General features: G+C 66.9%; 20 protein-coding genes. 9 read left to right on the top strand and 11 right to left on the bottom strand.

What is annotated here, in order from left to right; genetic code table 11:
* The first annotated feature begins 244 nt into the window (after positions 1-244).
* The gene (locus BLS66_RS19460) at positions 245-3,271 is read left to right on the top strand and encodes an autotransporter family protein (RefSeq protein WP_074726587.1); all 3,027 of its coding nucleotides are present in this window, start codon (positions 245-247) and stop codon (positions 3,269-3,271) included.
* Positions 3,272-3,359: 88 nt separating this feature from the next.
* On the opposite strand, the gene BLS66_RS19465 is transcribed toward BLS66_RS19460, so the two are convergent.
* Positions 3,360-3,794 (bottom strand): hypothetical protein, encoded by a 435-nt coding sequence (locus BLS66_RS19465; protein WP_049466433.1) that lies wholly within the window; start codon positions 3,792-3,794, stop codon positions 3,360-3,362.
* A 415-nt stretch (positions 3,795-4,209) separates the two neighbouring features.
* On the opposite strand from BLS66_RS19465, the gene BLS66_RS19470 reads away from it, so the two are divergent.
* The 5 genes from BLS66_RS19470 to BLS66_RS19490 all read left to right on the top strand — a co-directional run bounded on the left by BLS66_RS19470 (position 4,210) and on the right by BLS66_RS19490 (position 6,815).
* The gene (locus BLS66_RS19470; RefSeq protein ID WP_074726588.1) at positions 4,210-5,253 is read left to right on the top strand and encodes a S41 family peptidase; all 1,044 of its coding nucleotides are present in this window, start codon (positions 4,210-4,212) and stop codon (positions 5,251-5,253) included.
* Positions 5,250-5,588 (top strand): hypothetical protein, encoded by a 339-nt coding sequence (locus BLS66_RS19475; protein WP_074726589.1) that lies wholly within the window; start codon positions 5,250-5,252, stop codon positions 5,586-5,588. The genes BLS66_RS19470 and BLS66_RS19475 overlap by 4 nt, the downstream gene beginning before the upstream one ends.
* Before the next feature lie 49 nt (positions 5,589-5,637).
* Positions 5,638-5,940, top strand: coding sequence for a type II toxin-antitoxin system HigB family toxin (locus BLS66_RS19480; protein ID WP_064239187.1), 303 nt, complete (start codon positions 5,638-5,640; stop codon positions 5,938-5,940).
* A complete protein-coding gene (locus BLS66_RS19485) occupies positions 5,937-6,296 on the top strand; it encodes a helix-turn-helix domain-containing protein (RefSeq protein ID WP_064239186.1) in 360 nt (119 codons plus the stop codon). Before BLS66_RS19480 ends, BLS66_RS19485 begins: the two co-directional genes overlap by 4 nt.
* 84 nt (positions 6,297-6,380) lie before the next feature.
* Positions 6,381-6,815, top strand: coding sequence for an SseB family protein (locus BLS66_RS19490; RefSeq protein ID WP_005419309.1), 435 nt, complete (start codon positions 6,381-6,383; stop codon positions 6,813-6,815).
* A 79-nt stretch (positions 6,816-6,894) separates the two neighbouring features.
* On the opposite strand, the gene BLS66_RS19495 is transcribed toward BLS66_RS19490, so the two are convergent.
* On the bottom strand, positions 6,895-8,115 hold the full coding sequence (locus tag BLS66_RS19495; protein ID WP_074726590.1) for a multifunctional CCA addition/repair protein: 1,221 nt from the start codon (positions 8,113-8,115) through the stop codon (positions 6,895-6,897).
* A gap of 206 nt (positions 8,116-8,321) precedes the next feature.
* The gene (locus BLS66_RS19500) at positions 8,322-10,307 is read right to left on the bottom strand and encodes a transglycosylase SLT domain-containing protein (RefSeq protein ID WP_074726591.1); all 1,986 of its coding nucleotides are present in this window, start codon (positions 10,305-10,307) and stop codon (positions 8,322-8,324) included.
* A gap of 151 nt (positions 10,308-10,458) precedes the next feature.
* Between BLS66_RS19500 and BLS66_RS19505 the strand changes: the two genes are divergently transcribed.
* Positions 10,459-10,866 (top strand): ExbD/TolR family protein, encoded by a 408-nt coding sequence (locus BLS66_RS19505; protein ID WP_049466446.1) that lies wholly within the window; start codon positions 10,459-10,461, stop codon positions 10,864-10,866.
* Positions 10,867-10,919: 53 nt separating this feature from the next.
* Here the strand turns inward: BLS66_RS19505 and BLS66_RS20685 are convergent, their stop codons facing one another.
* On the bottom strand, positions 10,920-11,807 hold the full coding sequence (locus BLS66_RS20685) for a hypothetical protein (RefSeq protein ID WP_130768659.1): 888 nt from the start codon (positions 11,805-11,807) through the stop codon (positions 10,920-10,922).
* Between the two features lie 309 nt (positions 11,808-12,116).
* On the opposite strand from BLS66_RS20685, the gene BLS66_RS19515 reads away from it, so the two are divergent.
* The gene (locus BLS66_RS19515; protein WP_425513298.1) at positions 12,117-14,927 is read left to right on the top strand and encodes a TonB-dependent receptor; all 2,811 of its coding nucleotides are present in this window, start codon (positions 12,117-12,119) and stop codon (positions 14,925-14,927) included.
* Positions 14,928-15,030: 103 nt separating this feature from the next.
* Here the strand turns inward: BLS66_RS19515 and fhuE are convergent, their stop codons facing one another.
* From fhuE to BLS66_RS19530, 3 genes are all read right to left on the bottom strand, one after another.
* A complete protein-coding gene (gene fhuE / locus BLS66_RS19520) occupies positions 15,031-17,169 on the bottom strand; it encodes a ferric-rhodotorulic acid/ferric-coprogen receptor FhuE (protein ID WP_074726592.1) in 2,139 nt (712 codons plus the stop codon).
* Between the two features lie 184 nt (positions 17,170-17,353).
* Positions 17,354-17,911: a M23 family metallopeptidase gene (locus tag BLS66_RS19525; RefSeq protein WP_064239180.1), complete on the bottom strand. Its 558-nt coding sequence runs from the start codon at positions 17,909-17,911 to the stop codon at positions 17,354-17,356.
* Positions 17,908-18,381: an Lrp/AsnC family transcriptional regulator gene (locus BLS66_RS19530; protein ID WP_053461375.1), complete on the bottom strand. Its 474-nt coding sequence runs from the start codon at positions 18,379-18,381 to the stop codon at positions 17,908-17,910. Before BLS66_RS19530 ends, BLS66_RS19525 begins: the two co-directional genes overlap by 4 nt.
* 72 nt (positions 18,382-18,453) lie before the next feature.
* Here BLS66_RS19530 and BLS66_RS19535 point away from each other — a divergent pair, with 72 nt between their 5' ends.
* Positions 18,454-19,323, top strand: coding sequence for an EamA family transporter (locus BLS66_RS19535; RefSeq protein WP_049466456.1), 870 nt, complete (start codon positions 18,454-18,456; stop codon positions 19,321-19,323).
* A gap of 110 nt (positions 19,324-19,433) precedes the next feature.
* Here the strand turns inward: BLS66_RS19535 and BLS66_RS19540 are convergent, their stop codons facing one another.
* The 4 genes from BLS66_RS19540 to BLS66_RS19555 form a co-directional block, all read right to left on the bottom strand.
* Positions 19,434-20,171, bottom strand: a complete 738-nt coding sequence (locus tag BLS66_RS19540) for an endonuclease/exonuclease/phosphatase family protein (protein ID WP_180995892.1) — start codon at positions 20,169-20,171, stop codon at positions 19,434-19,436.
* Positions 20,172-20,224: 53 nt separating this feature from the next.
* Positions 20,225-21,058 (bottom strand): thiol:disulfide interchange protein DsbA/DsbL, encoded by an 834-nt coding sequence (locus BLS66_RS19545; RefSeq protein WP_057495004.1) that lies wholly within the window; start codon positions 21,056-21,058, stop codon positions 20,225-20,227.
* A gap of 106 nt (positions 21,059-21,164) precedes the next feature.
* Entirely contained in the window at positions 21,165-21,815 is a 651-nt protein-coding gene (locus BLS66_RS19550; protein WP_049466462.1) for a thiol:disulfide interchange protein DsbA/DsbL, read from the bottom strand.
* A gap of 106 nt (positions 21,816-21,921) precedes the next feature.
* The gene (locus BLS66_RS19555; RefSeq protein ID WP_049466465.1) at positions 21,922-22,722 is read right to left on the bottom strand and encodes a c-type cytochrome; all 801 of its coding nucleotides are present in this window, start codon (positions 22,720-22,722) and stop codon (positions 21,922-21,924) included.
* Between the last annotated feature and the right edge of the window lie 61 nt (positions 22,723-22,783).

Consider the following 22,783-nt stretch of genomic DNA (forward strand, 5'->3'; position numbering starts at 1 on the left):
CCAAGGTGCCAGATCGGCAAGAGATAAGATCCACGCCATGCGTGGATGCTCTCCGCGTGGCGTGTGATTGCCGCAAAAATGAACGATTTCAGGCACGTAGAGGCCAGGTGATGCCCGATCAAGTTCGCATCTGAACTGTGATGAGCGGCACGCAAATTCACCTGACGAAACCATTCACCACGGCGCAGACTGCGCTCGCAGTACCGCATATCCGCAGTTCCTGATCCCTTGCCAGGAGTGCTGTATGTCCCGTGCCGTTCCGCGCGCAGTGCGTATGCGCCGCCTCACTGTTTCCGTACTGCAGGCCATGGCTGTTCCGTCGGTCATGTTGTTGACCGCCAGCGCCGCCTGGGCCGGCTGTGACAGCGTCGCCCCCGTCGCCGGCCAGACGGTCACCTGCGATGCCAACGCGCCGAACCCGCAGACCGTGCCCGTCACCGCCAATGGCGCCGCCGGCATCACCGTCACTGTCGCCAACACGGTACAACTGCAGCAGGGCGGTGGCAGCAGCGCGATTTCGCTTGTCGGGGCCGGTGGGCACCTGCTGTCCAACCTGGGCACGATCAGTTCGGTGGGCGGCGTGGCGGTCCAGCTCGGTGGCGGCAGCCGCGTCGAAAATGCGGGAAGCATCAGTACCGGCAACAACACCGCGCTGCAGTTCGTCGGCGCGGGCGACAGCGTGCTGGTCAACCGCGGAACGATCAGCGGGCGCACCGGCGTGCAGTTCGGTGCCGGCAATGACCGCCTGGACATGCAGGCCGGCAGCATCAGCGGCGGCGTCCTGCAGGGCGATGGCAACGACGTGCTGGTGCTGGGCAACGGTACGATCGACAGCGTCGACCAGGGCAGTGGCGATGACCAGATGACCGTCACCGGTGGCACCGTCACCGGCGTGGTGGCGCAGGGCAGTGGCCGCGATGATTTCGTCATGAGTGGCGGCACGATCGGCGCGCTGCAGCAGGGCGACAACATCGATACCTTCCGCATGAGCGGTGGCCGCATCATCGGTGCGTTCGAGGATGGTGACCAGGCCTGGATGACCGCAGGCCGCATCGGCCGCGTCAACATGAAGCTGGACAAGAACCTGTGGGACCAGTCCGGCGGTACCGTGGATGGCAACGTGGTGACCGGCTTCGACACCGACACCATCATCATTTCTGGCACGGCCTATATCGGCGGCAACATCAGCGTCAGCGGCGGCAACGACAGCGTGACCATCACCGACGGCACCGTGCGCGGGCAGGTGCTGCTCAGTACCGGCGATGACACCTTCAACTGGAATGGCGGTGGCATCGTCTACGGTGCGATCGACATGGGGCCGGACAACGACGTCGCCACCCTCGGCAACCTCAACCAGGGCAACCTGGGGGCGGTGCCGCTGTTCGACGGTGGCAGCGGCATCGACCAGCTCGACCTCAGCAACGTCAAGACGGCGGGCGTGGGCCGTTTCCAGAACTGGGAGACGGTGCGCCTGGCCAACAGCACCGAGCTGACCTTCGATGGCGATCTGGTGCTGGGCGACAGCAGTACCGGCACCGGCACGCTCACGGTGGATGACACGAGCACCGTCTATGCAGGCAGTGGCGGCCATTCTATCCGTCCGTTCAACAGTGGTGCACTGGTGGAGATGGTCAATGCCGGGCGCATCGACCTGACCGGCACCGGCGCAGGCGACGTGTTCACCGTGCGCGGCAATTATCGCGGCGACGGCGGTGGCCTGTACCTGCGCACCGTGCTGGGCGCAGACAATTCCACCAGCGACCGCCTGGTGATCGATGGCGGTTCCGCCACCGGCACCACCGGCATCGGCGTGCTCAATGCGGGCGGCAGCGGTGCCGCCACGCTGGCCGATGGCATCCTGGTGGTGCAGGCCTTGAATGGTGGCCGCACCGCGCCGGGCGCATTCTCGCTGTTTGCGCCGGTCGCGGCCGGTGCCTACGAGTACTTCCTGTTCAAGGGCGGTGTCAGCGCCGGCACCAGCGAGAACTGGTACCTGCGATCGACGCTGGTGACCGGGCCAACGCCGGCACCCAACGGTGATGGCAGCGCCGCGCCACCGCCGCTGACGCCGCCGGTCGCACCGCCGCCGGCGATCACCCCGGCACCGCCGCCGCCACCGGAAGGCGCCACCGATCCTGACCTGACCGCCGGCGAGACCGCGCCGCCACCGCCGCCACCGGAACCGGCGCCGGTGGCGCCGCCCAGCGACCCGGCGGTGCCGGACGTGCCAGTGGCCGGCGGTGCGCTGCCCGGAACCGGTACGCCGCCAACGCCGGGTGCACGCCCTGCCGAAGGCGCGGTGGTGCCGCTGTACCGCGTGGAGACCGCCGCCTACGCGGTGGTGCCACCGCTGCTGCGCGAGACCTCGCTGGCCAGTCTCGGCACGTTCCACGAGCGGCAGGGCGAGCAGCGCCTGCTGTACAACCAGGGCGCATTCCGCACCGCCTGGGGCCGGTTGGTGGGGCAGAGCAGCGAGATCCACTGGAAGGGGGATGCGCAGCCGGGCTTCGATGGCGATGTGATGGGCCTGCAGGCCGGCCTCGACGTGTGGGCTGCGGCGTCTTACAACCACCGCAACCAGATCGGCGTATTCGTTGGCCGCACCCGCGCGCAGGGCAAGACCACCGGCCTGGCCCTGGGCTGGGAGAACGTGCAGGTAGGCCAGAACCGCCTGGATGACAAGCACGTGGGCCTGTACTGGACGTTCACCGACAGCAGTGGCGGCTACATCGACGCCGTGGCGATGCAGAGCCGCTACGACGGCCGCGTGCGTTCCTCGCGTGGGCTCGGCTTCGGCCTGAGCGGCGACGGTACCAGCGTGTCGGTGGAGGCGGGCAAGCCGCTGCTGCACTTCGGGCAGTCCGCATGGTGGCTGGAACCGCAGGTGCAGGTGATCTGGCAGCGCACTTCGCTGGATGACCGTCGCGATGAAGTATCGAGTGTGCGCTTCGACAACGACAACGCCTGGACCGGCCGCATCGGCCTGCGCCTGGTCGGCGACTACCAGCTGGCAGACAACGGCTGGCAGCCGTACTTCAAGCTCAACTACTGGCACGGTGGTTCCGATGAAGACCGTATCCGCTTCGACGACGACGTGATCGTCAATTCGCAGCGCTCACGCGCGCTGGAAGCTGGTCTGGGTGTGGTCGGGCGCTTCAACCGCACCATCAGTGCGTACGCCGTCGCCGACTACACGCGCGAGCTGGGCGGCGACCGCAACGAGAAGCGCCGCATCATCGAAGGCAACATCGGCCTGCGCGCGGACTGGTGACAACCGCAACCTTGGGTAGGTGCCGACCTTGGTCGGCACGAATCCCACCCACGCCATGACCTCTGCGCAGCCGGGCATAGGCGCAGCTCTATAGCAGCGGTGCGCACGCATCCGGTTCCACCAACGCTCCGGCATGATCGGCCAATACCACCACTGCGTGCAGCAAGCCTTCCTCCACCTGCGGCGGACACTGCGCCTGCGCATCATCCATCTCGCGTGCCGACTGCGCCGCCAGCAACACGCCCCCACACGCAGACACTGCCGCCAGGCAGCGCGTTGCCTCCGCCAGGTCCCGGCCGCGCGCCTCGCTGAGTTGCCGCTCGCGCCACGCCTGGCCGTCGGCTGCGTGGCTGTGCGCGATGCCGCGCAACCGGGCAAAGAACGCCGACGGCGGCGCCTGTTCGTTGGCTTCGGCGAGAGCATCTTCCAACGCTTCGGCGACGGCAGTGGACAGCTGCAGGCCGGGCAGTGCAGCGCCGAGCAATGCCTGCAGGCGTGGATAGGTGGGGTGGGGCGTGTTCATGGCGGCAACCTCACGAGGCAAGGCCACCTGCAAAGCGCAAGGTGGCGGGCGGTGCGGGTTGGCGTGCCGGTGAAGCTACCGAAAGGAAACGAAGCCGGCGGATCGGGAGGATCCCCACGCACCGCCCGCCGCAGAACGACAGACGGTGCAGTATTCGAGCCCGCGACATGGCCGCAAGCCCGCCTTTCGGTAGCTTCATTCAGGACGCCAATCCCGGTCAGCGCAGGAAGCGCCGACGGGGCCACCTTGGCGCGTTGTGCGCCGCGATGACATGGGCAAAGTTGCAATGTGTTGACCGCACGTAAGCCGCCTTGCTGCAACCCGCGACCGGGCCGGATACGACAGTTCGCGCGTGGCGCAAGCTATTATGCCCCGGTTATGCTGCGGTCCTGATTCAACGACAAGGAAGCGTCGCATGCAGGTTCGCAAGGGAGTGCGTCGCATCGGCGCGCTGATGCTCGTGTTGCTGGCGACCGGCGCCATGGCCGATACGCCGGGCGCGGTCGAGATGCCCTCGCCGGAGGCCCAGGCCGAGATCCTCAACCTGCTTGAACGCCAGGCGCTGTATCGCGACCGGGTGGACTGGCCCGCCATCCGCATCCGCCTGCAATCGGCGCAGGGGGATCCCGGGCAACGGCTGGCCGTTCTGCGCGAAGTCATTGCGCTCAGCACCGGCCACCATGGTGCGTGGACCACGACCCAGCGTCAGCGCGAATCCCTCGCGCGTGCGCAGCAGGCCGGTGCCGCCGCCGTGGACCGGGCCAAGGCCGCTGATGCGGTGGATGCGCGCATCGGCTGGGTGGTCATCGAGGGCTATGCCTCCTCGCCGGGCGCGACGCCGCAGGAAAAATTCCGCCAGGACATCCAGCGTGCCGCGCGGTGGCAGCAGGTCATCCGCAGCAAGGACGACGGCGCGCGCTGTGGCTGGATCGTCGACCTGCGGGACAACGGTGGCGGCTCCATGTGGCCGATGCTGCTGGGCATGGCACCGCTGCTGCGCACCTCGGTGGTGAACAACGAGGACGTCGGCGCGTTCGAAACCGCGCAAGGACCGCAGCGCTGGACGTTGACGGCGACTGCCGTGCAGCTGGCGGGCAAGCCGCTGCTGGACTTCGGCCAGTCGGGTCACGCGCTGCGGCAGCCTGGTGCGCCGGTGGCGGTGCTGTTCGGGCCCCGCACTGCCAGTTCGGGCGAGGCCTCGGTGCTGGCGTGGCGTGGCCGGCCGCAGGCGCGGAGCTTCGGCCAGCCGACCGCGGGCGTCTCCACCGGCAATGTCGTGCACACGCTTGCCGATGGCAGTCGCCTGCTGCTGACCACCAGCGTGATGCGGGATCGCAATGATCGTGGCGATGGCTTGAAGATCGAGCCCGACCAGCGCGTGGAGGGTGACGCGGCCACCGTCGCCGCCGCCCAGGCTTGGCTGCTGGCCCAGCCCACCTGCCGGGGCAACCGGTCATGATCCTGATCGGCCAACAGGAACGGGTGCTGATCGTCGGCCCCACCGAAGCGCACCACTGCCTGCGCTGCCAGACGGAAACCGAGTTCGCCCCGCAGCTGCGCTACAGGATGGCGCGCATCGACCTGCTGTTCGGGTTCACCTACCAGCGCCGCTACGAACTGGCTTGCACCCGGTGCGAGCACGGCTGGGTGCTCGATACCGAGACCATGGACCAGCAGCTGGGCGGGGTGCCGATCCCGTGGCGGCACCGCTTCGGCCTGCCGTTGATGCTGGTGGGCGTGGCCGGGTTGGCCGCGCTGGGCTGGCTATGGCGGCACGGCTATATCGGCCGCTGATGAAGATGAAACGGTTGCTTATGTCCCATATTGGGACTAGGATGTGCGGATGAAGGTGGTTGCTTTGGCGACGCTGAAACGATTCTGGGAACGTCACCCTGATTCGGAAGCAGTGCTCAGGTCCTGGTACGACGAAGTCAGGCACGCCGTATGGGACACGCCGCACGACGTACGCCAACGTTATGCAAGCGCAAGTTTCGTGGCGAACAGTCGTGTGGTGTTCAACATAAAGGGCAACAGCTACCGGCTCATCGTCGCTGTGAGTTACAGGTTTCAGGTGGTCTACATCAAGTTCATTGGCACCCACGCCGAGTACGACCGGATCGACGCCGACACTGTGGAGCTTCTATGAACATCCAGCCCATCCGTACGGAAAACGACTACGAAAATGCGCTGCGCGAGATTTCGGCCTATGTGGACAACGAGCCGGAGCCGGGCAGCGAGGAGGGCGATCGATTCGAAATTCTCGTAACGCTGGTTGAAGCCTACGAAGCGAAGCACTACCCGATCGAACCGCCAGATCCCATCGACGCAATCCGCTTCCGCATGGAGCAGGGCGGTCTGACCGTGAAGGATCTGGTGCCGTCCATCGGCCAGCTCAACCGTGTCTATGAGGTGTTGAATCGCAAGCGCGGTCTGACTCTGGAAATGATCCGGAAGCTTCACCGCAACCTGGGCATTCCCGCGGAAAGCCTCATCGGCCGCTGAAGCCGGTGTCCCTGCCGAGGCGCTGCCGTGCCTCGTGCCCGGCCTGCTAAAGTTGCAGCCTGCAACCACGTACCGGAACCGACCATGGACCACGACACCCCGTTCGAACCCCTCAACGACCTCGAGGTGCGCCTGCTGCAGGCCCAGGACGGCACGCTGACCGCAGCGCAGTTCCTCGACGGCCTGCTGACCTCGACGGCGTTCGTGCTGCTGGACAAGGCCATTGGTGAGGATGGCGCCTGGGACGAAAGCATCTCGCCGCTGGTGCTGACCAGCGAGAGCGGCGAGCCGATGTTCGCGGTGTTCACTGCCCCCGAGCGTGCCGGCCTGTGGCACGAGCAGCTGCCGCAGTTTGCGCATGCCATGCCGATCGCGGTGCACGCGCTGCTGGCCGGTATCGGCGACGGCGTCGGCCTGGTGCTGAACCCGGGCCTGGACGTGGGCATGGAGATGATTCCCGATGCCGTGGCCCAGCTGAAGCAGCGTGCGGCGGCGATCACCCGCGGCATGGCGCACTGAAGCCAGTGATATAGGGGTGCCGGCCAGCGGCCGGCACTACCCATGGGAGTCGGTGCGCGGCCGCCACGGCGGTTGCGGATCAGCGGGCGGCGGCGATGGCTTTCACCCGCGCCTTGGCCAGTGCTTCACCGATGGCCGGGCCCTTCAGGTGCGTGGTATCCAGGTCCCGCGCCTGCACTGACAGCGCCGCCTGGTGCAGGCGCTTGAGCGTTTCGCCCTGGGGGTAGTCGGCGTCCTCGAAGCCGAGCCGGCCGCGCTTGTCGGCCTCGCAGCACAGTGCGATGCGGACCACGCGTTCCGGCCGGCGCAGCGCATCGCAGCGGCCCAGCAGTTCCAGCACGGTGGCATCGCGCAGTTCGTCGATGCGGTGCACGTTCAAGTGCTCGCGACACACCGCTTCAGCCAGCTGCTGGTGTTCGGCGGGAATCTTCAACCGCGCACACAGTGCCTTCAGCGGCTTGATGCCGCGCTGCTCGTGCATGATGTGGCGCGGCCATTCCTCCGGCGGGGTCAGGCCCTTGCCGAGGTCGTGGGTGAGGGCCGCGAAACCGACCAGGTCGTCGCCCGGCGCCAGCCTGGCAGCCATGTCGCTGACCATTTCCTGGTGGATGCCGGTATCGACCTCGGGGTGGAATTCGGCACGTTGTGGCACGCCATACAGCGCTTCCAGCTCGGGCAGGATCGGGCCCAGTGCATGCGCACCGTGCAATGTGCGCAGGAACGCGGATGGCCGCTCACTGACCAGCGCCTTGCGCAGCTCCTGCCAGACGCGCTCGGGCACCAGCGCGTCCAGCTCGCCACTGGCGGCGACCTCGCGCATCAGTGCCATGGTCTCTTCGGCGACGGTGAAGCCCAGTGGCGCGAAGCGCGCCATGAAGCGCGCCGCGCGCAGCACGCGCAGCGGATCTTCCACGAACGCAGGGCCGACATGGCGCAGCACGCGTTGCTCGATATCGCGCACACCGCCGTAGGGATCGACCAGCGTGCCGGTGTCTTCGTCGCAGGCAATCGCGTTGATGGTGAAGTCGCGGCGCTGCAGGTCCTCCTCCAGCGTCACCGCCGGATCGGCATCGACCACGAAGCCGCGGTAGCCACGACCGGATTTGCGCTCGGTGCGCGCCAGCGCGTATTCCTCGCCGGTCTTCGGGTGCAGGAACACCGGGAAATCGCGGCCAACGGCGGTGTAGCCCTGCGCTTCCATCTGCGCGGGCGTGGCACCGACCACCACCCAGTCGTGGTCGCCGGCAGGTCGCTGCAGCAGGCGGTCACGCACGGCGCCGCCGACAAGATAGATCTTCATGGCGGGAATCATCGCATGCCCGGCGCAGATGCACCGGTAGTGCCGGCCGCTGGCCGGCAACCGCAGTCACCCCGAAGCTGCCGGCCAGCGGCCGGCACTACCGATACAGCGGCCAGCCTGATCCAGGCCAGCAGGCTCATCGTTTCACTCCCCAGGGCGTGGACACCGGGGAATGCCGGCCAGCGGCCGGCAGTACCGTGTTGCGATCAATCGCCGCCCTGCTCGGCGTCGGCCGCGCAGCTGAAGCGCTTGCGCTTGTCCACCAGGCGGCCCATCAGGCGGTCGCTCAGCGGCAGTGCATCACCGTTGAGGCGCCAGTCGTAGATCACGCTGAAGGCCAGCACGCGGGCGACGTACTCGCGGGTTTCCTTGTAGCTGATGGTCTCGATCCACAGATCCGGATCGAAGCCCGGGCGTTGGCCCTGCCAGCGTGCCGTCGGCGTCGGCCCCGCGTTGTACGCGGCGATGGTCACGTACGGCAGGCCATCGTACTTGTTCATCAGCTGGCGCAGGTAGGCGGTGCCGATCGCGATGTTGGTGTCCGGGTCGTACAGGCTGTCGGCGCCGCCGTAGCCGGTCAGGCCGATCGACTTGGCCACGCTGGCACCGGTGGCCGGCAGCACCTGCATCAGGCCCATGGCGTTGGCAGGCGAGCGCGCGCGCGGGGTGAACGTGCTCTCGGCGCGGATCTCCGCCGCCACCCAGGCCGGATCGATCGCGTTGCGTGCCGACTCGCGGCGGATGGTGGCGTCGTGGTGCAGCGGGAAGCGCAGGTCGTACAGGCGCTGTTCCTGCGGCTGCTTGCCGAGCGCGAACACGGCACGGTCGAACCAGCCGTTGTCCTGCGCCACGCGCACGGCGAGGCGGCGCTGGGTGTCATCGAAGCGCGACAGCGCGCTGTTCCATTCGGCCACGGCCCAACCGGCGCGGTCGATCTGGTACAGCGCCATCGCCCGCTGGATGGCCGGGTCGCGCGCGATCACGGCCTGTGCCTGCGCGCTGTCGTTGGGCTTCCACGGGCACAGGGTATAGCCCTGCTGCAGCTTGTCGGCGGCAAGGAAACCGTGGAAGGTCGGTGCGCGTGCGGCTTCGCGGAACAGCGGCTGCGCCTGCTGGGCCTGGCCGGTCTTCTCCAGCATGCGGCCTTCGAAGTAGCGCCAGCGCGGGTCGCTGCGCTGCTTGCTGCCCATCTTGCGGATGGCGGTCAGCGCCGCCGGCCAGTCGCCGCGCGACATCGCTTCGCGCACGCGCCACTCGTGCAGGCGTTCGTCATAGGCCGACTCCGGCACCGCGTTGAGGCGGCGTGCCGAATCGGGCAGGTAGGACGCCACCGTCCACAGCGCGATCTGGTACAGCACCTGGCCCTGCTGGTCGGCACTCAGCCCCAGTGCCTGCGCGTACTGCGGCAGCTGCTGTTCGGTGGCGGCCGGGTCGGCCTTGGCCAGCTTGGCCAGGCCATCGGTGGCGATGCGCCGGCTGCGCTCGTTGCGCGGCCAGTTCAGGGCGCTGGCATTGGGCTTGTCGACGAAGGCGGCGTAAGTGTTGGCCAGTGCCAGATCGGTGGCAGGCAGGCCGCGGGCCGCGCTGCGCATCACGGCGGGCTGCTGCGCGTCGGCGGCGGCATCGATCCGTTCCCAGCGCAGGGCGTCGCTCAGGCCGCCTTGGGCCTGCAGCACGGTGAACACCGCATCGCAGCTGTCCGGCAGCGGCTTGCCGTTCTTGCGCCACAGCTCCTGCGCTTCGCTGATCCACTGCGGATCGACTTTGCCGGTCACCTGGCGCGCGGTCAGTTGCGCACAGCGCAGGCCGGCGTTGTCGGTGGGCGCCCAGTTGGCCAGCAGGGTCGGCCAGTCCTGGCGGCGGGCGAGCGAGGGCAGCCACACGCTGCGGAACGTGCTGGCCACGGCCTGGCCCTCATAGCGCTTGAGGAAGGCCTGTGCCTGCGCGGTATCGACGGTGTCGATGTTGCGGCGCAGGTTGGCGTACTCCAGCCAACCGTACGCCGGGTGGCGACTGAGCGCAGCGGCCTGGCCAGGATCGAACTGGCCGCGTTCGGCGGCCGCGATCGCGGCTTTCAACTGCGCGTTCTGGGCGTCGAGGGACTGGGCATTGGCGCAGCCGATCAGCAGCGTGGTGGCCAAGGGCAGCAGGGACAGGGCGGTCGGAGATCGTCGGGTCATGGCATGCAGCATAGCGGGCGGTGGCTGAATTCAGTTTCGCATTGCGTGCACGCCGGGCGTCGGCAACGACAGCTGAATGAATCCGTAGAAGCCCCTGCCGCAGCGAGTGACAGTCGTCGTAACGTCGGCCTTGGGCGAACGGCCCGGCTGCAGGGAGCGGCACATGGCGTTCAGTAGCGCAGGAAGAAGCGGCCCGCTGGCGGACATCAATGTCACGCCACTGGTGGATGTAATGCTGGTGCTGTTGATCATCTTCATCGTGACCGCGCCGATCGTGGCCCGGCCAATCGCCGTGCAGTTGCCACAGGCCACCGATCGCGTGGTTGACCGTCCCGAACCGCCCCCGCCGATCGAGCTACGCCTGGACGCTGGCAACCAGCTCAGCTGGAATGGCCAGCCGATGGCGATCAGTGAGCTGCAGGCGCGCCTGCAGGCACAGGTGGGCGAACATGCCGGCAACCTGCCGGAGCTGCGCATCGCCACCGATCCGGCGGCCGAGTACGAAGGCATGGCGCGGATATTGGCTGCGGCCGAGGCGACCGGCATGGAGCGGATTGCCTTCGTGCGGTGAGATGGATGGGGCGCTGTTGGGGGGCGGTGTGCCTCAACAGCGTCCACCTTTAGTCAGTATTGCTGGCAATAGACTGTGCGGCCGTCCCAGCTGCAGGAAATCCGACTGCTGGACCCGCGTTGGACCGGCACACCATACATCTGAGCAGTGCGGACCCATTTGTCGACGTCGCCGTCGTGGCGGAAGTAGTACTGTCCAGCGTAAGAAGGAGCCGTGACAGGGTCTGCAATGGTCTCATCTGGGACCTTGTTTCCAGTGCCGTCCCGGCTCTCACCTTTCTGGTATTTGGCCTCTGCTACGTTATCAGGGGTGATTCGATAGAGGGTTTTTGATCCGTCTCTCCAAGTAATTACTATATTGACTGATCCGCCCCCTTTTATGCTTGCCCAGTTGAGCGAAAATTGCTGTATGGAAAGCGCGAAGCTGTTCCACGCTGGGTTGCTTGTATTGGCCCCTGCGATTTCTAGGGCCAAATACTGGCCTAGTCGCGTCCTCATGGTCGCCGAGCTGACGATCTCGAACGCGTCGGACGATTTGTATGACTCTGGAAATCGCATCCCATTGGAATTCCCCGGATTGTCGGGGTGGAGGGGAACCATTGCGCCTCCCCCCGCATCTGGAAAAGCGTGGCTCGGCTGATCACTAACGCCAGATACGCTTTCCACAATCCGGAGAAATGCCATTTGGATCTGGCTGGGTACGGGGGTTGGAAGGGCTCTCCATTTTCTCATTTCCCGATCATATTCAACATCGAATGCAGTCAGTTGTGCTTTTTCGAAGTCAATTATCACTGTGAGTCCAGATCCAGACTGTAGAGCGACGGATTTGGGCGATACGCAATTGTTGCATTCGATGAGGCCGCCTGCTTCGGATTCACCTGCAAATGAAAAGAAGACAAGTGCGATGATCGCTGCTTGCAGTCTGGCAGTAGTTGCTTTCACGATTGGACCTCGCTTTGAGTGTCGGAGGTCCCAGTCTCTGCCCGATTCGTGGTTCAAGCTGGCAAAAGTCTGGAATTTAAAATAATTCCTAGATATTGAACCAATTGCGGATGCCGATGGTTCATTCGTCAGGGTTGCGTGAAAAGGTGTCGCCGGTCACGTCGCGATTTTTACCACTTGTTTACAAAGGAGACGCTGCCGCCATGCAGGGGGGAGCGCGGCAGTCCATGTCCCGACATTCCTTTGGAGAGAGAGCGAATGAATCACCTGCACCACCGCCCGTTGGCGGTTGCCGTCGCGCTGTGCGTGATGGCCCTGGCCCCGTTGGGTGCCGCTGCACAATCCACCACCAACCTGGATGCGGTGGAAGTCACCGGTACCCGCATCAAGCGCGCTGAAGTCGAGGGCCAGGTCCCGATCCAGACCCTGACCCGCGGTGACATCGAACGCACCGGCCTGAACTCGATCAGCGAGGTGCTGCAGCAACTGACCGGCTCGGGTTCGGCGCTCAATGCCAAGTTCAATTCGTCCGGCAACTTCGGCTTCCCGCCGGATGGCAGCGGCGTGGGTGCCGGCTCGGCGCAGGTCGACCTGCGCCACCTCGGTGCCAAACGCGTGCTGGTGCTGGTCGACGGCATCCGCTGGGTCAACGAGTCGTCCGCATCGGGTGTGGGTGCCGCCACCGACCTCAACACCATCCCGCTGGCCATCGTCGAACGCATCGAGGTGCTGGAAGACGGCGCATCGTCGCTGTACGGCTCCGATGCCATCGCCGGCGTGGTCAACATCATCACCCGCCGCGACTTCGACGGCGGCCAGGTGACGCTGAACTATGGTGAGTACAGCAAGGGCGACGGCACGCAGAAGGGCGTGGATCTGGCCTGGGGCAAGAGCGGCGACCGCTTCAGCCTGTTCCTGGGCGCCAGCTGGACCAAGCAGGATCCGGTGTTCGCCAAGGACCGCGAACAGTCGCGCTTCCCGATTCCCGGCACCGGCCTGGCTTTCGGCAGCGGTGGCATCCCGCAGGGCCGCTTCATGTTCACCGATCCGAACACCGGCGCGGTGCAGAACATCGTGCCCAACAGCGGTGTCAGCAATCCACGGTACGACGGCAGCGCCGGCTGCAACCGCAGCGATGACTACCATTGCTTCACCACCGCCGACCGCTTCAACTTCGCCGAATACAACATGGTACTCACGCCGTCGGAGCGCAAAGGCCTGTTCGGCCAGTTCCGTTTCGACATCACCGACAACGTGCAGTGGTACATCAAGGCGCTGGGCAACCGCCGCGAGTCGACCAACCAGGCCGGACCGGAGCCGTTGTTCTTCGGTCCTGACGGCGCCACCGGCAACCCGCTGGCCGACAACATCGTGGTCTCGCGCCTGAACCCGTACAACCCGTTCGGTTTCGATCTGGTGTCCGGCGACAACATGAGCCTGATCGGCCGCCGTCCGGTGGAGGGCGGGGCACGCGTGTTCAAGCAGGAGGTCAACACCACCTACGTGGCCACCGGCCTGGTCGGCAACTTCCATGCCGCCGACCGCAGCTGGTACTGGGACGTCAACGGCATGTACAGCAAGAACAAGGCCGAACAGACCAACTACGGCAGCTACAACATCTACAACGTCAACCTGGCATTGGGCGATCCGGCGGTGTGTGCGGCAACCCCGGGCTGCGTGCCGCTGAACATCTTCGGTGGCGCCGGCTCGATCACCCCGGACATGCTGAAGTGGATCCAGCCGGTGGTGCGCGACCGCAGCCAGAACGAGCTGAGCCTGTTCACCGCCAACCTGTCCAGCGACCTGTTCACCCTGCCGGCGGGTCCGGTATCGTTCGCCAGCGGCTACGAATATCGCAAGTACAAGGGCTGGTACCAGCCCGACCCGCTGACGGTGATCGGCCACTACAACGGTGTGCCGTCGCAGCCGACGTCCGGTTCGTATGACGTCAACGAAGCGTATCTGGAGTTGAGCGTTCCGATCTTCGCCGACTCGCCGCTGGGCAAGAAGCTGGACCTGAGCCTGGCCGGCCGCTACTCGGACTACTCCACCTTCGGTGGCGAGTTCACCCCGAAGTACGGCCTGCGCTGGCAGGTGACCGACGACTTCGTGCTGCGCACCACCTACGCCGAGGGCTTCCGGGCGCCATCGATCGGCGAGCTGTACGGCTCGGCCGCACGCGCCGACCTGCAGCTGTTCGATCCGTGCTCGGTGGGCCTCGGCGGTACGCCGCCGCGCGGCAGCGCCGCCAACTGCGCCGCGCTGGGCGTCCCGGCCGGCTTCCAGCAGGCCAACTCGCAGATCTCGGTGACCACCGGCGGTAACCGCGAGCTGGAACCGGAGCGCTCGCGCAGCTTCAGCGCCGGCTTCGTGTGGAGTCCGTGGTTCGGCAACAACGCGTCCTGGTCGGAGCGCTTCGATGTGGAAGTGACCTTCTACCGCCATGCCATCGATGGTGCGATCCAGGCCATCAACGCCCAGACCCAGCTGGACCTGTGCGTGGACACGCTTGACCCGCTGTATTGCGGTGGCATCACCCGCGCCAGCACCGGCGCGGTCAGCAGCTTCAACAACCGCCTGACCAACCTGGGCTCGATCAAGACCGATGGCTGGGACGTGGACCTGTTCTGGACCTTGCCGCAGACCTCGGTCGGCCAGTTCAAGCTGGCCTGGAAGAACACCTTCGTCGGTCGATACGAAGCCACCGGCGCGGCCGGGCAGAAGCAGCCGCAGAAGCCGGGCGTGGAAGTGGCCGACAGCTCCATTCCAGAGTGGACCAGCAACGCCAGCATCGGCTGGACGCTGGACCGCTGGAGTGCGAACTGGACGGTGCGGCACATCTCCGAGCTGACCGAGAACTGTGGCGATGCGGTGGCATTCCCGGTCTGCAGCAACCAGGCCGCCGGTACCAACACGCTCTCGGCCACCACCTTCCACGACGTGCAGGTGGGCTACAAGATCGACTGGATGAAGGGGCTGCAGCTGACCGCGGGCCTGAACAACGTGTTCGACAAGGATCCGCCGATCTGCCTGTCGTGTTCGTTGAACGGGTATGACGCCTCGACCTACGACATCCCGCGTGGCCGCTACTGGTACCTGCGCGCGGACCTGCGGTTCTGATGTGACGGTGGCAGCGCCGGTCAGTTCCGGCGCTGCCTTGCGGGCGTAGAGCCGAGCCCGCGCTCGGCTCAACAGGCGCGGGGTGGTCGTACCCCGCGTCTGATCAGAACGCCCAGGTGAACGTCAGCGAGCCATTGCGGCCATCGCCGTACGCACCGTAGCCGGTGATCTGCGAGTAGTACTTCTTGTCCAGCAGGTTGTTGAGGTTGGCCTGCACGCTGAACTCCGGCGAGATGCGGTAGCGCACGAAGGCGCTGACCAGTGCGTAACCTTCCTGCTCGAAGCGACCCACCACCGGCGCGGCGTAATAGATGCGGTTCTGCCAGTTGGCACCGCCACCGACGGTCAGTTCCTGCAGCGACTGCGGGGTGTAGCTGGTGAACAGCTTCAATGCGGTCTGCGGCAGGTTGGTGTTGATGTCGGCACCGTTGATGTCCTTGGCCACATAGCGCGAAGCGCCGAAGGTCGCGTTCCAGCCCGGTGCCAGTTCGCCGTTCACTTCGAATTCGAAGCCACGGCTGACGGTGCCGCGTGCGGCGATCGAGGCGAACTCACCCGGACGGCCGATGATCGGCTCGCTGGTGATCTGGGCGACGTTGTCCTGCTCGATGCGGAACACCGCCAGCGAGGCGTTCAGCCGGTTGTCGAACCAGGCACCCTTGACGCCCACCTCGTAGCTCTTGCCGTCGACCGGGTCGAGATAACGGTCGTTGCGGTCGCGGGCGGTCTGCGGCTGGAAGATCTCGGTGTAGCTGGCGTACGCGGAGTAGGTATCGTTGATGTCATACACTAGGCCGGCGTACGGGGTGGTCACCTTGTGTTCGCGGTCGTCGTTCTCGCCTTCGCTCTTCCAGTTGGTGTAGCGCGCACCGAGGATCAGCTTCAGCGGATCAGCCAGCGACAGACGGGTGGCGGCATAGCCGGCCTTCTGGGTGATGGTGCCCTGGCTGGCCAGCGCCAGCGGGTTCCAGTTCGGCTGGGCGATGTTGCCGGTCCAGTCGAGATAGGAGCTGAAGGGATTCCAGCCGGTGCCGGGGCCACCCATCTGGAAGTCACCGTAGTTGGCGAATTCGCGTTTGTTGTAGCTCAGGCCGGCCATGAACTGGTGCTCGCGGCCGAACAGCTGGAACGGGCCGTCGATGTAGCCATCGATGCCATCGACCTTGCGCTCGGTGTTGTAGAAGCCGGCCATCGGCGTGACGCCGGTGCCGGTGGCCTTGTCGAACGCGGTGTAGGACGGATAGAACAGCTTGTCGTCGGCGTTGGTGCGGTCGTGGGTGGCGCCGATCCTGAACTTCCAGCCGTTGCTGAAGGCGTGCTGCAGGGTGGCGAACGCACGCTTGCTGGTAGTGTCCCAGTAGGTCCAGTCCGGCGACGGATTGAACGAGGTCGGGTAGTTGGTCGGGCTGCCATCGGCGTACCACATCGGGAAACCGCCCCAGGTCGCACCATTGGCGCGCTTCTGCTGGTAGTCGTAGCCCACGCTCAGCTGGGTGTCCGGAGTCAGGTCGGCATCGATGACCGCATAGCCCAGCGTCTTGCGCTGGTTGTAGCGGTCCATCTGGCCATCGGTATCCAGATAGCTGCCGATCACGCGCCCACGCACGCTGCCGCTGGCATTGAGCGCGCTGCCCACATCCACGGTGGTGCGGGTGCGGCCCCAGCTGCCCACGTTCACCGACACGCTGCCGGCCAGCTCGGCGCTGTCGGCGTGCTTGCGGATCAGGTTCACCGACGCGGACGGGTTGCCGGCGCCGCTGAGCAGGCCGGTGGCACCTCGCACCACTTCCACACGGTCATACAGCGCCAGGTCCAGCCCGGAGTCACCGTAGCTCCAGTTCTGCACCATCTGCGTGGGCAGGCCATCGAACTGGTAGGCATCGATGTAGAAGCCACGCGCGTAGAACTCGGTGCGCTCGCTGTCGGACTGGGTGCTGGTCACGCCGGTGGTGTTGGCCAGCACGTCGATGATGTCGTCCAGCTTCTGATCTTCGATGCGCTGGTGGCTGATGATGCTGAGCGACTGCGGGATCTCGCGCGGCGCCAGGTCGAAGCGGGTACCGGCCGAGGTGCGGCGCACCGAATAGCCTTCGGCGCGTTCGCCCTTGACCACGACCTTGTCCAGCGTGGTCGGGTCGGCGGCGGTGTCGGCGAAGGCGGCCGGGGCCACGCTGCAGAGCACGGCGAGCACGGCAACGGACAGCCGCTGCGGCTGCGGGATACGGAGGGCGGAACGGGTCATGGAGGTCCTGGGCGAGCACGCGCGCTCGGCCGGCATCCAGGAGGCGAGGCGCTACGGGTAGGGGAAGGGCGGGCAGGCCGTCCTGGCACCACCGGAAACGAAAGAAATGTTAATACGAACTATTCCTATTTACAAATCCTGAACGAGGAAGGCGCTTGGGCAGGGCCCGACGCAACAGTTGGGGTCAGCGCAGCAGTGGCAGCGGATCGCGGGCACCGTCGGTGCCGTAGACGCCCCAGTGCAGGTGCGGGGGCGTGCCCTTGGCATTGCCGCTGTCGCCGACGTGGCCGAGCAGGTCGCCGGCCTGGACCACCTGGCCGCGCGCCAGGCCCTCAGCCCAGTCTTCGAGATGCGCGTAGTAGTAGCGTTCGCGACCGGGCCCGATCACCCACACCTGGCGCCCGCCGAGGCCACCCTCACGGACGTCGGCGATGACGCCAGGCGTGGCGCTGCGCACCGGGGTGCCACGCCTGGCGAAGATGTCGATGCCGGCGTGGGAGCGGTCGCGACCGCGCGGTGCGCCGAACGTATCGGCGATCTGCCCGGGTCTGACGCCGTCCACGGGCACCGGCAGTCCGGTGGCCGGCGGCATCCGCGAGAGTGTCCACAGCATCTTCGGTGCGGCCGCCCACGGGCTGTTCCACACCGCCATCACCGCAACAAGGGCCACGGCCAGCCACAGGCCGCGCAGCAGCCAGCGGCGCAGGCGGCGGGCCGCGGAAGGGGAATCAGCGGATGTCATGCCAGCGGCACCTCGAAACTGCGCTTCAACGTGCCCAGCGCCACCGATGTGCGGAAGCGCTCGATGTTGTCATCTGCGCTGAACAGCCGCTCGGTGATCGCCTCGTACTCTTCCATCGACGCGGCCGACACCAGCAGCAGGAAATCGCCATCGCCGGTGATCGAGTAGCACTGCTGCACCGCCGGGTCGTCCTGCACGCGGCGCTTGAACGGTGCCACGCGGTCGCGCTGCTCGCTGACCACGCGCACCTCGACGATGATGGTCAGCGGTCGCCCGACCCTGGCCGCGTCGACCACCGCCACGTTGGCGGCGATCACGCCGCCGTCCTGCAGGCGCTTGATGCGGCGCTGCACGGCCGGCGCGGACAGGTGCACAGCCTCGGCGATTTCGCGTTGCGGCAGGGTGTTGTCCCGCTGCAGCAGGTCGAGGATGGCGCGGTCGAAGCTGTCGAGCACGGGGGCGGTGGCCATGGCGAGCAGAAGTTGCACGAACGGGCCGTCAATTGAGCCAAGTGCTCGGCGCCGGCGCAATAGACTTTGCCCATGCAGACCCCACGACTCGCGCCGATGTTACCGGCGCTGGCGGTGCTTGGCTCGGTCACCTCGCTGGCCATCGGCACCTCCTATGCAAAAAACCTGTTCCCGCTGATCGGCGCGCAGGGCACCAGCGCGCTGCGCGTGGGCTTCTCGGCCCTGTTGCTGCTGCTGTTCTGGCGGCCGTGGCGCTGGAAGACCGGCCGCGCGGATGCGATCACCATCCTGCGCTACGGGCTCACCCTGGGCCTGATGAACCTGCTGTTCTACATGGCCCTGCGTACGATTCCCTTCGGCATCGCGGTGGCCATCGAGTTCACCGGGCCGCTGACGGTGGCGATGCTGTCGTCACGACGACCGATCGATTTCCTCTGGGTGGGCTGTGCGGCGGTGGGATTGCTGTTGCTGCTGCCGATCGGCGGCGGCCCGGCGCTGGATCCGGCCGGCGTGCTGTATGCGATGGGTGCTGCGGCGTGCTGGGGCCTGTACATCGTGTTCGGCAAGCGTGCCGGGCACCTGCACGCCGGGCATTCGGTGTCGCTGGGGCTGCTGGCGGCGTCGCTGGTGGTGGTGCCGGTGGGCGTGGTGCACGCCGGCGCGGCGCTGCTGGACCCGAAGATCCTGGCCGCCGGCCTGCTGGTGGCGCTGGTCTCCAGCGCGATCCCGATGTCGCTGGAAATGATGGCGCTCAAGCGCCTGCCGAAGGAGACGTTCGGCATCCTGATCAGCATGGAGCCGGCGGTGGCCGCACTGTGGGCGATGCTGCTGCTGCACGAACACCTGCATGGGCTGCAGTGGCTGGCGATCGGCTGCACGGTGCTGGCCTCGGTGGGCAGCACGATGACCGCGCGGCGCCTGAAGGCACCCGTCACCGCCTGAAAAAAGGGGACGGAGGGGATTAAGTCGTTTATGCCCTGATTTAGGGGGCGCCCGGCGGCGGCCGGCGCGAAGCGTGCGGACCAACGGTCCGCACCTACCAGGGCGGCGGTTCAGCGCAGGGCGTCAGTCGGGACGTCGATCTGCATCGCCAGGGCGAGGTGATCGGAGAACGCGGCCGGTACGGCTTCCACGGTGCGGGTCAGCAGTCCGCTGCTGACCAGGATGTGGTCGATGGCGCGATCGGGGCGCCAGCTGGGGAAGGTCGGCACGATGCAGTCGGGCGGCTGCAGCCGGGTCTTCTGGTACAGCACCTGCATTTCCGGGCGTTCGGCCAGGCAGTTGAAGTCGCCCATCAGCACCGCGTTGGGGTGGTCGGACAGCAGTTCGGCGATGAAGCCCAGCTGCGACATCCGCGAGCCCGCACCCAATGACAGATGCGCCACCGCCACCGCCAGGCCATCGGTACCGTCGCCGAACTTGGCCAGCAGCACGCCACGCCCGCCGATGCGGCCGGGCAGGGCATGGTCCTGCACTTCCACCGGTTCCAGCTTGCTCAGCAGGCCATTGGCACTGGACGCCACGCCGCCCATGCGCCGGTTCGGCTGGTGGCTCCAGTAGTTGAAGCCGGCGCGCTGGGCCAGGTAGTGGGTCTGGTTGGTGAAGCCCGAGCGCAGGCTGCCCGGGTCGGCCTCCTGCAGGCCGACGATGTCATGGTCGCGCGCCAGGGTGGCGATCGCGTCCAGGCTGCTGCGCTTGCGACCCGCCGGCAGCGCATGTGACCAGCTGCGGGTCACATAGTCGCTGTAGCGGCGGGTACTTGAGCCGGCCTGGATGTTGGCCGTCAGCAAGCGCAGGGTCCGTGTACGGGGGGAATTCACGGCCGGGAAATGCGTCTCTTGGATCAGTGAGCCTGGGCCGCACCGCGTTCGCGGGCGATCAGGTGGTCGGCGATGCGCAGCATGTCCGGGAAGCTCTTCCCCTTCACCAGGTACTTGCCGTTGACGATGATCGACGGGGTGCCGCTGATCTGGCTGCGCTGGGCGAACTGCTTGGCCGAGTTGGTCTTGGCGTTCACTGCGAAGCTGCCCATGGTGGCGGCGAACTGCTTCGGATCCACGCCATAGGCGGCGTAGAACTTGGCGATGTCTTCCACCGAATCACGGCCGCGCTCACCCTTCAGGGTCTTCTGCGAGTGGATGGCGGCATACAGCGCTTCGTGGGTCTTTTCCTGCACGCCCAGGGTCTGCGCGGCGTAGAACGCACGGGCATAGTCATCCCAGGTGCCGCCGAACATGGCCGGCACGTAGACGAAGTTGACGTCGCTCGGCAGGCCGGCCTTCCACGGGCCGACCAGCGGCTGGAACGCGGCGCAGGCCGGGCAGACGTAGCCGAAGATCTCGGTCACTTCGATCTTGCCGGCGGCCGGCTGGAACGGCTGGCCGTTCGGGATCACCTGGTAATCGGCGCCTTCCACCGGGGCCGGACCGGTCAGCGCGGCGGTGGTCGGGGCCGGCGCGGCGGCCGGAGTCGCTTCGGCCGGGGCCTTGTCGCCTTCGGCGGCAGCCGGCGCGGCGCCTTCGCTGCCCGCCGCCGGCGCAGCGGCCGGTTCGGGGGTGGCCGGGGCGGCGGCCGGTGCGGCCGGGGCCGCGGTGGTGTTGGTGCTGCCGTCATCAGCCTTGCAGGCAGCCAGGATCGGCAGCAGCGCTGCGAGGGCGAGGGCGTAACGGATCTTCATGGAAACGTCTCCAGCATCTGGAAAGGTGGGGCCGGCGCCAGGCGCCAGCCAGGGGGAAATGATGACATGCGGCGGCGACAGCGCCGTGTCGAGGGTGGGCGTTGGTTCAGCGGCCGCGGGCGGCGCGGGCCTGGGCGATCAGCGCCGAGGCGATGCGCAGCTGGTCGTCGAAGCTGTTGCCGCGCACCAGGTACTGGCCGTTGATGATGATGGCCGGGGTGCCCGGCACCTTGGTGCGCTGGGCGAACGCGCGCGCGGCCTCGACCTTCTTCTGCACGGCATCGCCGCGCAGCGCCTGGAGGTAGCGGTCCGGGGTCACGCCGTAGGCCTTGTAGAACGTGGCGAGCTCATCGGCCGAGACGTTCTGCATCGGCAGCGATCCCTGCTCGTGCAGGGCCTTGAACACGGCAGCGTGGCTGCGCTTGGCCACGCCGACTTCGTCGGCGGCGTAGTAGGCCAGTGCCCAGGCATCCCAGGCGCCACCGAAGGCCGCCGGGACCGGCGTGAAGCGCACGTCGGCCGGCAGCTTGGCCGCCCAGGCTTCCAGCTGCGGTTCGAAATGGGCGCAGTGCGGGCAGGTGTAGCCGAAGACCTCGACCACCTCGATCTTGCCGGCCAGCGGCTGGAACGGGCCCGGCTGGGCGATGCGCTCGTAGTCTTTGCCCTCGACCAGCGGGGCATTGGCGGGGGTGGCGGCGCAGGCTGCCAGCGGCAGCAGCACCAGCACGGACAACAGCAGGCGGGAAATCAACCTCATCGACACGCATCTCCGTTGAAAAAAGCAACGCCGGCGCAGCCGCCGGCGTGAAGGAAACATACCGCAGCCGTGGGCCGACGTCGCGGCCCCGGCCGACCAGTGGTGCTCAGGGGGCGGCAGCCGGTTGTGTCGGCGCGGCCGCAGCGGCCACATCGTCGGCCTTGTTGTGCAGGCCCTGCAGGTAGCTCGACAGGGCCTGCACCTCCTGCTCGCTGAGCTTCTGCGCGACCGTGGCCATGATCTGGAAGTGCGCCTTGTCGGTCTCGTTGGTCTGGCCGGCCTGGTACTCCTGCAGGCGGCGCGCGACATAGCTGGCGTGCTGCCCACCCAGGTGTGGATAGGCCGGGCCGGGATTGCCGGCACCGCTGGGGCCGTGGCAGGCCATGCAGGCCGGCAGGCCACGCTTGGCATCGCCGCCACGGTAGAGCTGCTGGCCGATCTCGTAGAACTTCATGCCCTTGTAGGGGCCGTCGGTGACCGCCGTGTCATCGGCGATGCCCGCGTTGGCCTTCTGCGTGGCGAAGTAGGCGCCGATATCGCGCATGTCCTGCGGGGTGAGGTTCTGCACGAACGGCACCATCGCCACCGCGGCGCCGGAACTGCGCTGGCCATTGGCGATCAGGGCCATCTGCTGGGCCACGTAGCGTTCGCTCTGGCCGGCGATGGACGGATACATCTCCACCGTGGAGTTGCCGTCGGCGCCATGGCAGGCCGCACAGGCCGTCGCCTTGGTCTGGCCGGCCTTGGCATCACCCCAGTGGGTCTTGCTGAAGTCCACCTCCAGCGACGCGGTGCGGATCGGCCCGTTGTCGGGCAGCGGAGTCAACGTGGTCTGCGCGAACGCAGCGGCGGCAACGACTACGGCAGTGGCAAGGGCGGATACGGCAAGAACGCGAGCGTGGCGCATGCTGAAGCTCCGTATGGACCGGGCCGGGCGATGGCGGCCGGCATCGCCCGGATTATCAACG

Origin of the sequence: Stenotrophomonas pavanii, from assembly GCF_900101175.1 — a bacterium.
Classification (GTDB): Bacteria; Pseudomonadota; Gammaproteobacteria; order Xanthomonadales; family Xanthomonadaceae; genus Stenotrophomonas; species Stenotrophomonas pavanii.

Coding starts and splice junctions, on each gene's coding strand:
- BLS66_RS19535 (WP_049466456.1), top strand. CDS start 18,454: ATGCAGACCCCACGACTCGCGCCGATGTTACCGGCGCTGGCGGTGCTT.
- BLS66_RS19550 (WP_049466462.1), bottom strand. CDS start 21,815: ATGAGGTTGATTTCCCGCCTGCTGTTGTCCGTGCTGGTGCTGCTGCCG.
- BLS66_RS19480 (WP_064239187.1), top strand. CDS start 5,638: ATGAAGGTGGTTGCTTTGGCGACGCTGAAACGATTCTGGGAACGTCAC.
- fhuE (WP_074726592.1), bottom strand. CDS start 17,169: ATGACCCGTTCCGCCCTCCGTATCCCGCAGCCGCAGCGGCTGTCCGTT.
- BLS66_RS19470 (WP_074726588.1), top strand. CDS start 4,210: ATGCAGGTTCGCAAGGGAGTGCGTCGCATCGGCGCGCTGATGCTCGTG.
- BLS66_RS19500 (WP_074726591.1), bottom strand. CDS start 10,307: ATGCTGCATGCCATGACCCGACGATCTCCGACCGCCCTGTCCCTGCTG.
- BLS66_RS19465 (WP_049466433.1), bottom strand. CDS start 3,794: ATGAACACGCCCCACCCCACCTATCCACGCCTGCAGGCATTGCTCGGC.
- BLS66_RS19525 (WP_064239180.1), bottom strand. CDS start 17,911: ATGACATCCGCTGATTCCCCTTCCGCGGCCCGCCGCCTGCGCCGCTGG.
- BLS66_RS19505 (WP_049466446.1), top strand. CDS start 10,459: ATGGCGTTCAGTAGCGCAGGAAGAAGCGGCCCGCTGGCGGACATCAAT.
- BLS66_RS19460 (WP_074726587.1), top strand. CDS start 245: ATGTCCCGTGCCGTTCCGCGCGCAGTGCGTATGCGCCGCCTCACTGTT.
- BLS66_RS19555 (WP_049466465.1), bottom strand. CDS start 22,722: ATGCGCCACGCTCGCGTTCTTGCCGTATCCGCCCTTGCCACTGCCGTA.
- BLS66_RS19530 (WP_053461375.1), bottom strand. CDS start 18,381: ATGGCCACCGCCCCCGTGCTCGACAGCTTCGACCGCGCCATCCTCGAC.
- BLS66_RS19475 (WP_074726589.1), top strand. CDS start 5,250: ATGATCCTGATCGGCCAACAGGAACGGGTGCTGATCGTCGGCCCCACC.
- BLS66_RS19490 (WP_005419309.1), top strand. CDS start 6,381: ATGGACCACGACACCCCGTTCGAACCCCTCAACGACCTCGAGGTGCGC.
- BLS66_RS19545 (WP_057495004.1), bottom strand. CDS start 21,058: ATGAAGATCCGTTACGCCCTCGCCCTCGCAGCGCTGCTGCCGATCCTG.
- BLS66_RS19495 (WP_074726590.1), bottom strand. CDS start 8,115: ATGAAGATCTATCTTGTCGGCGGCGCCGTGCGTGACCGCCTGCTGCAG.
- BLS66_RS19485 (WP_064239186.1), top strand. CDS start 5,937: ATGAACATCCAGCCCATCCGTACGGAAAACGACTACGAAAATGCGCTG.
- BLS66_RS19515 (WP_425513298.1), top strand. CDS start 12,117: ATGGCCCTGGCCCCGTTGGGTGCCGCTGCACAATCCACCACCAACCTG.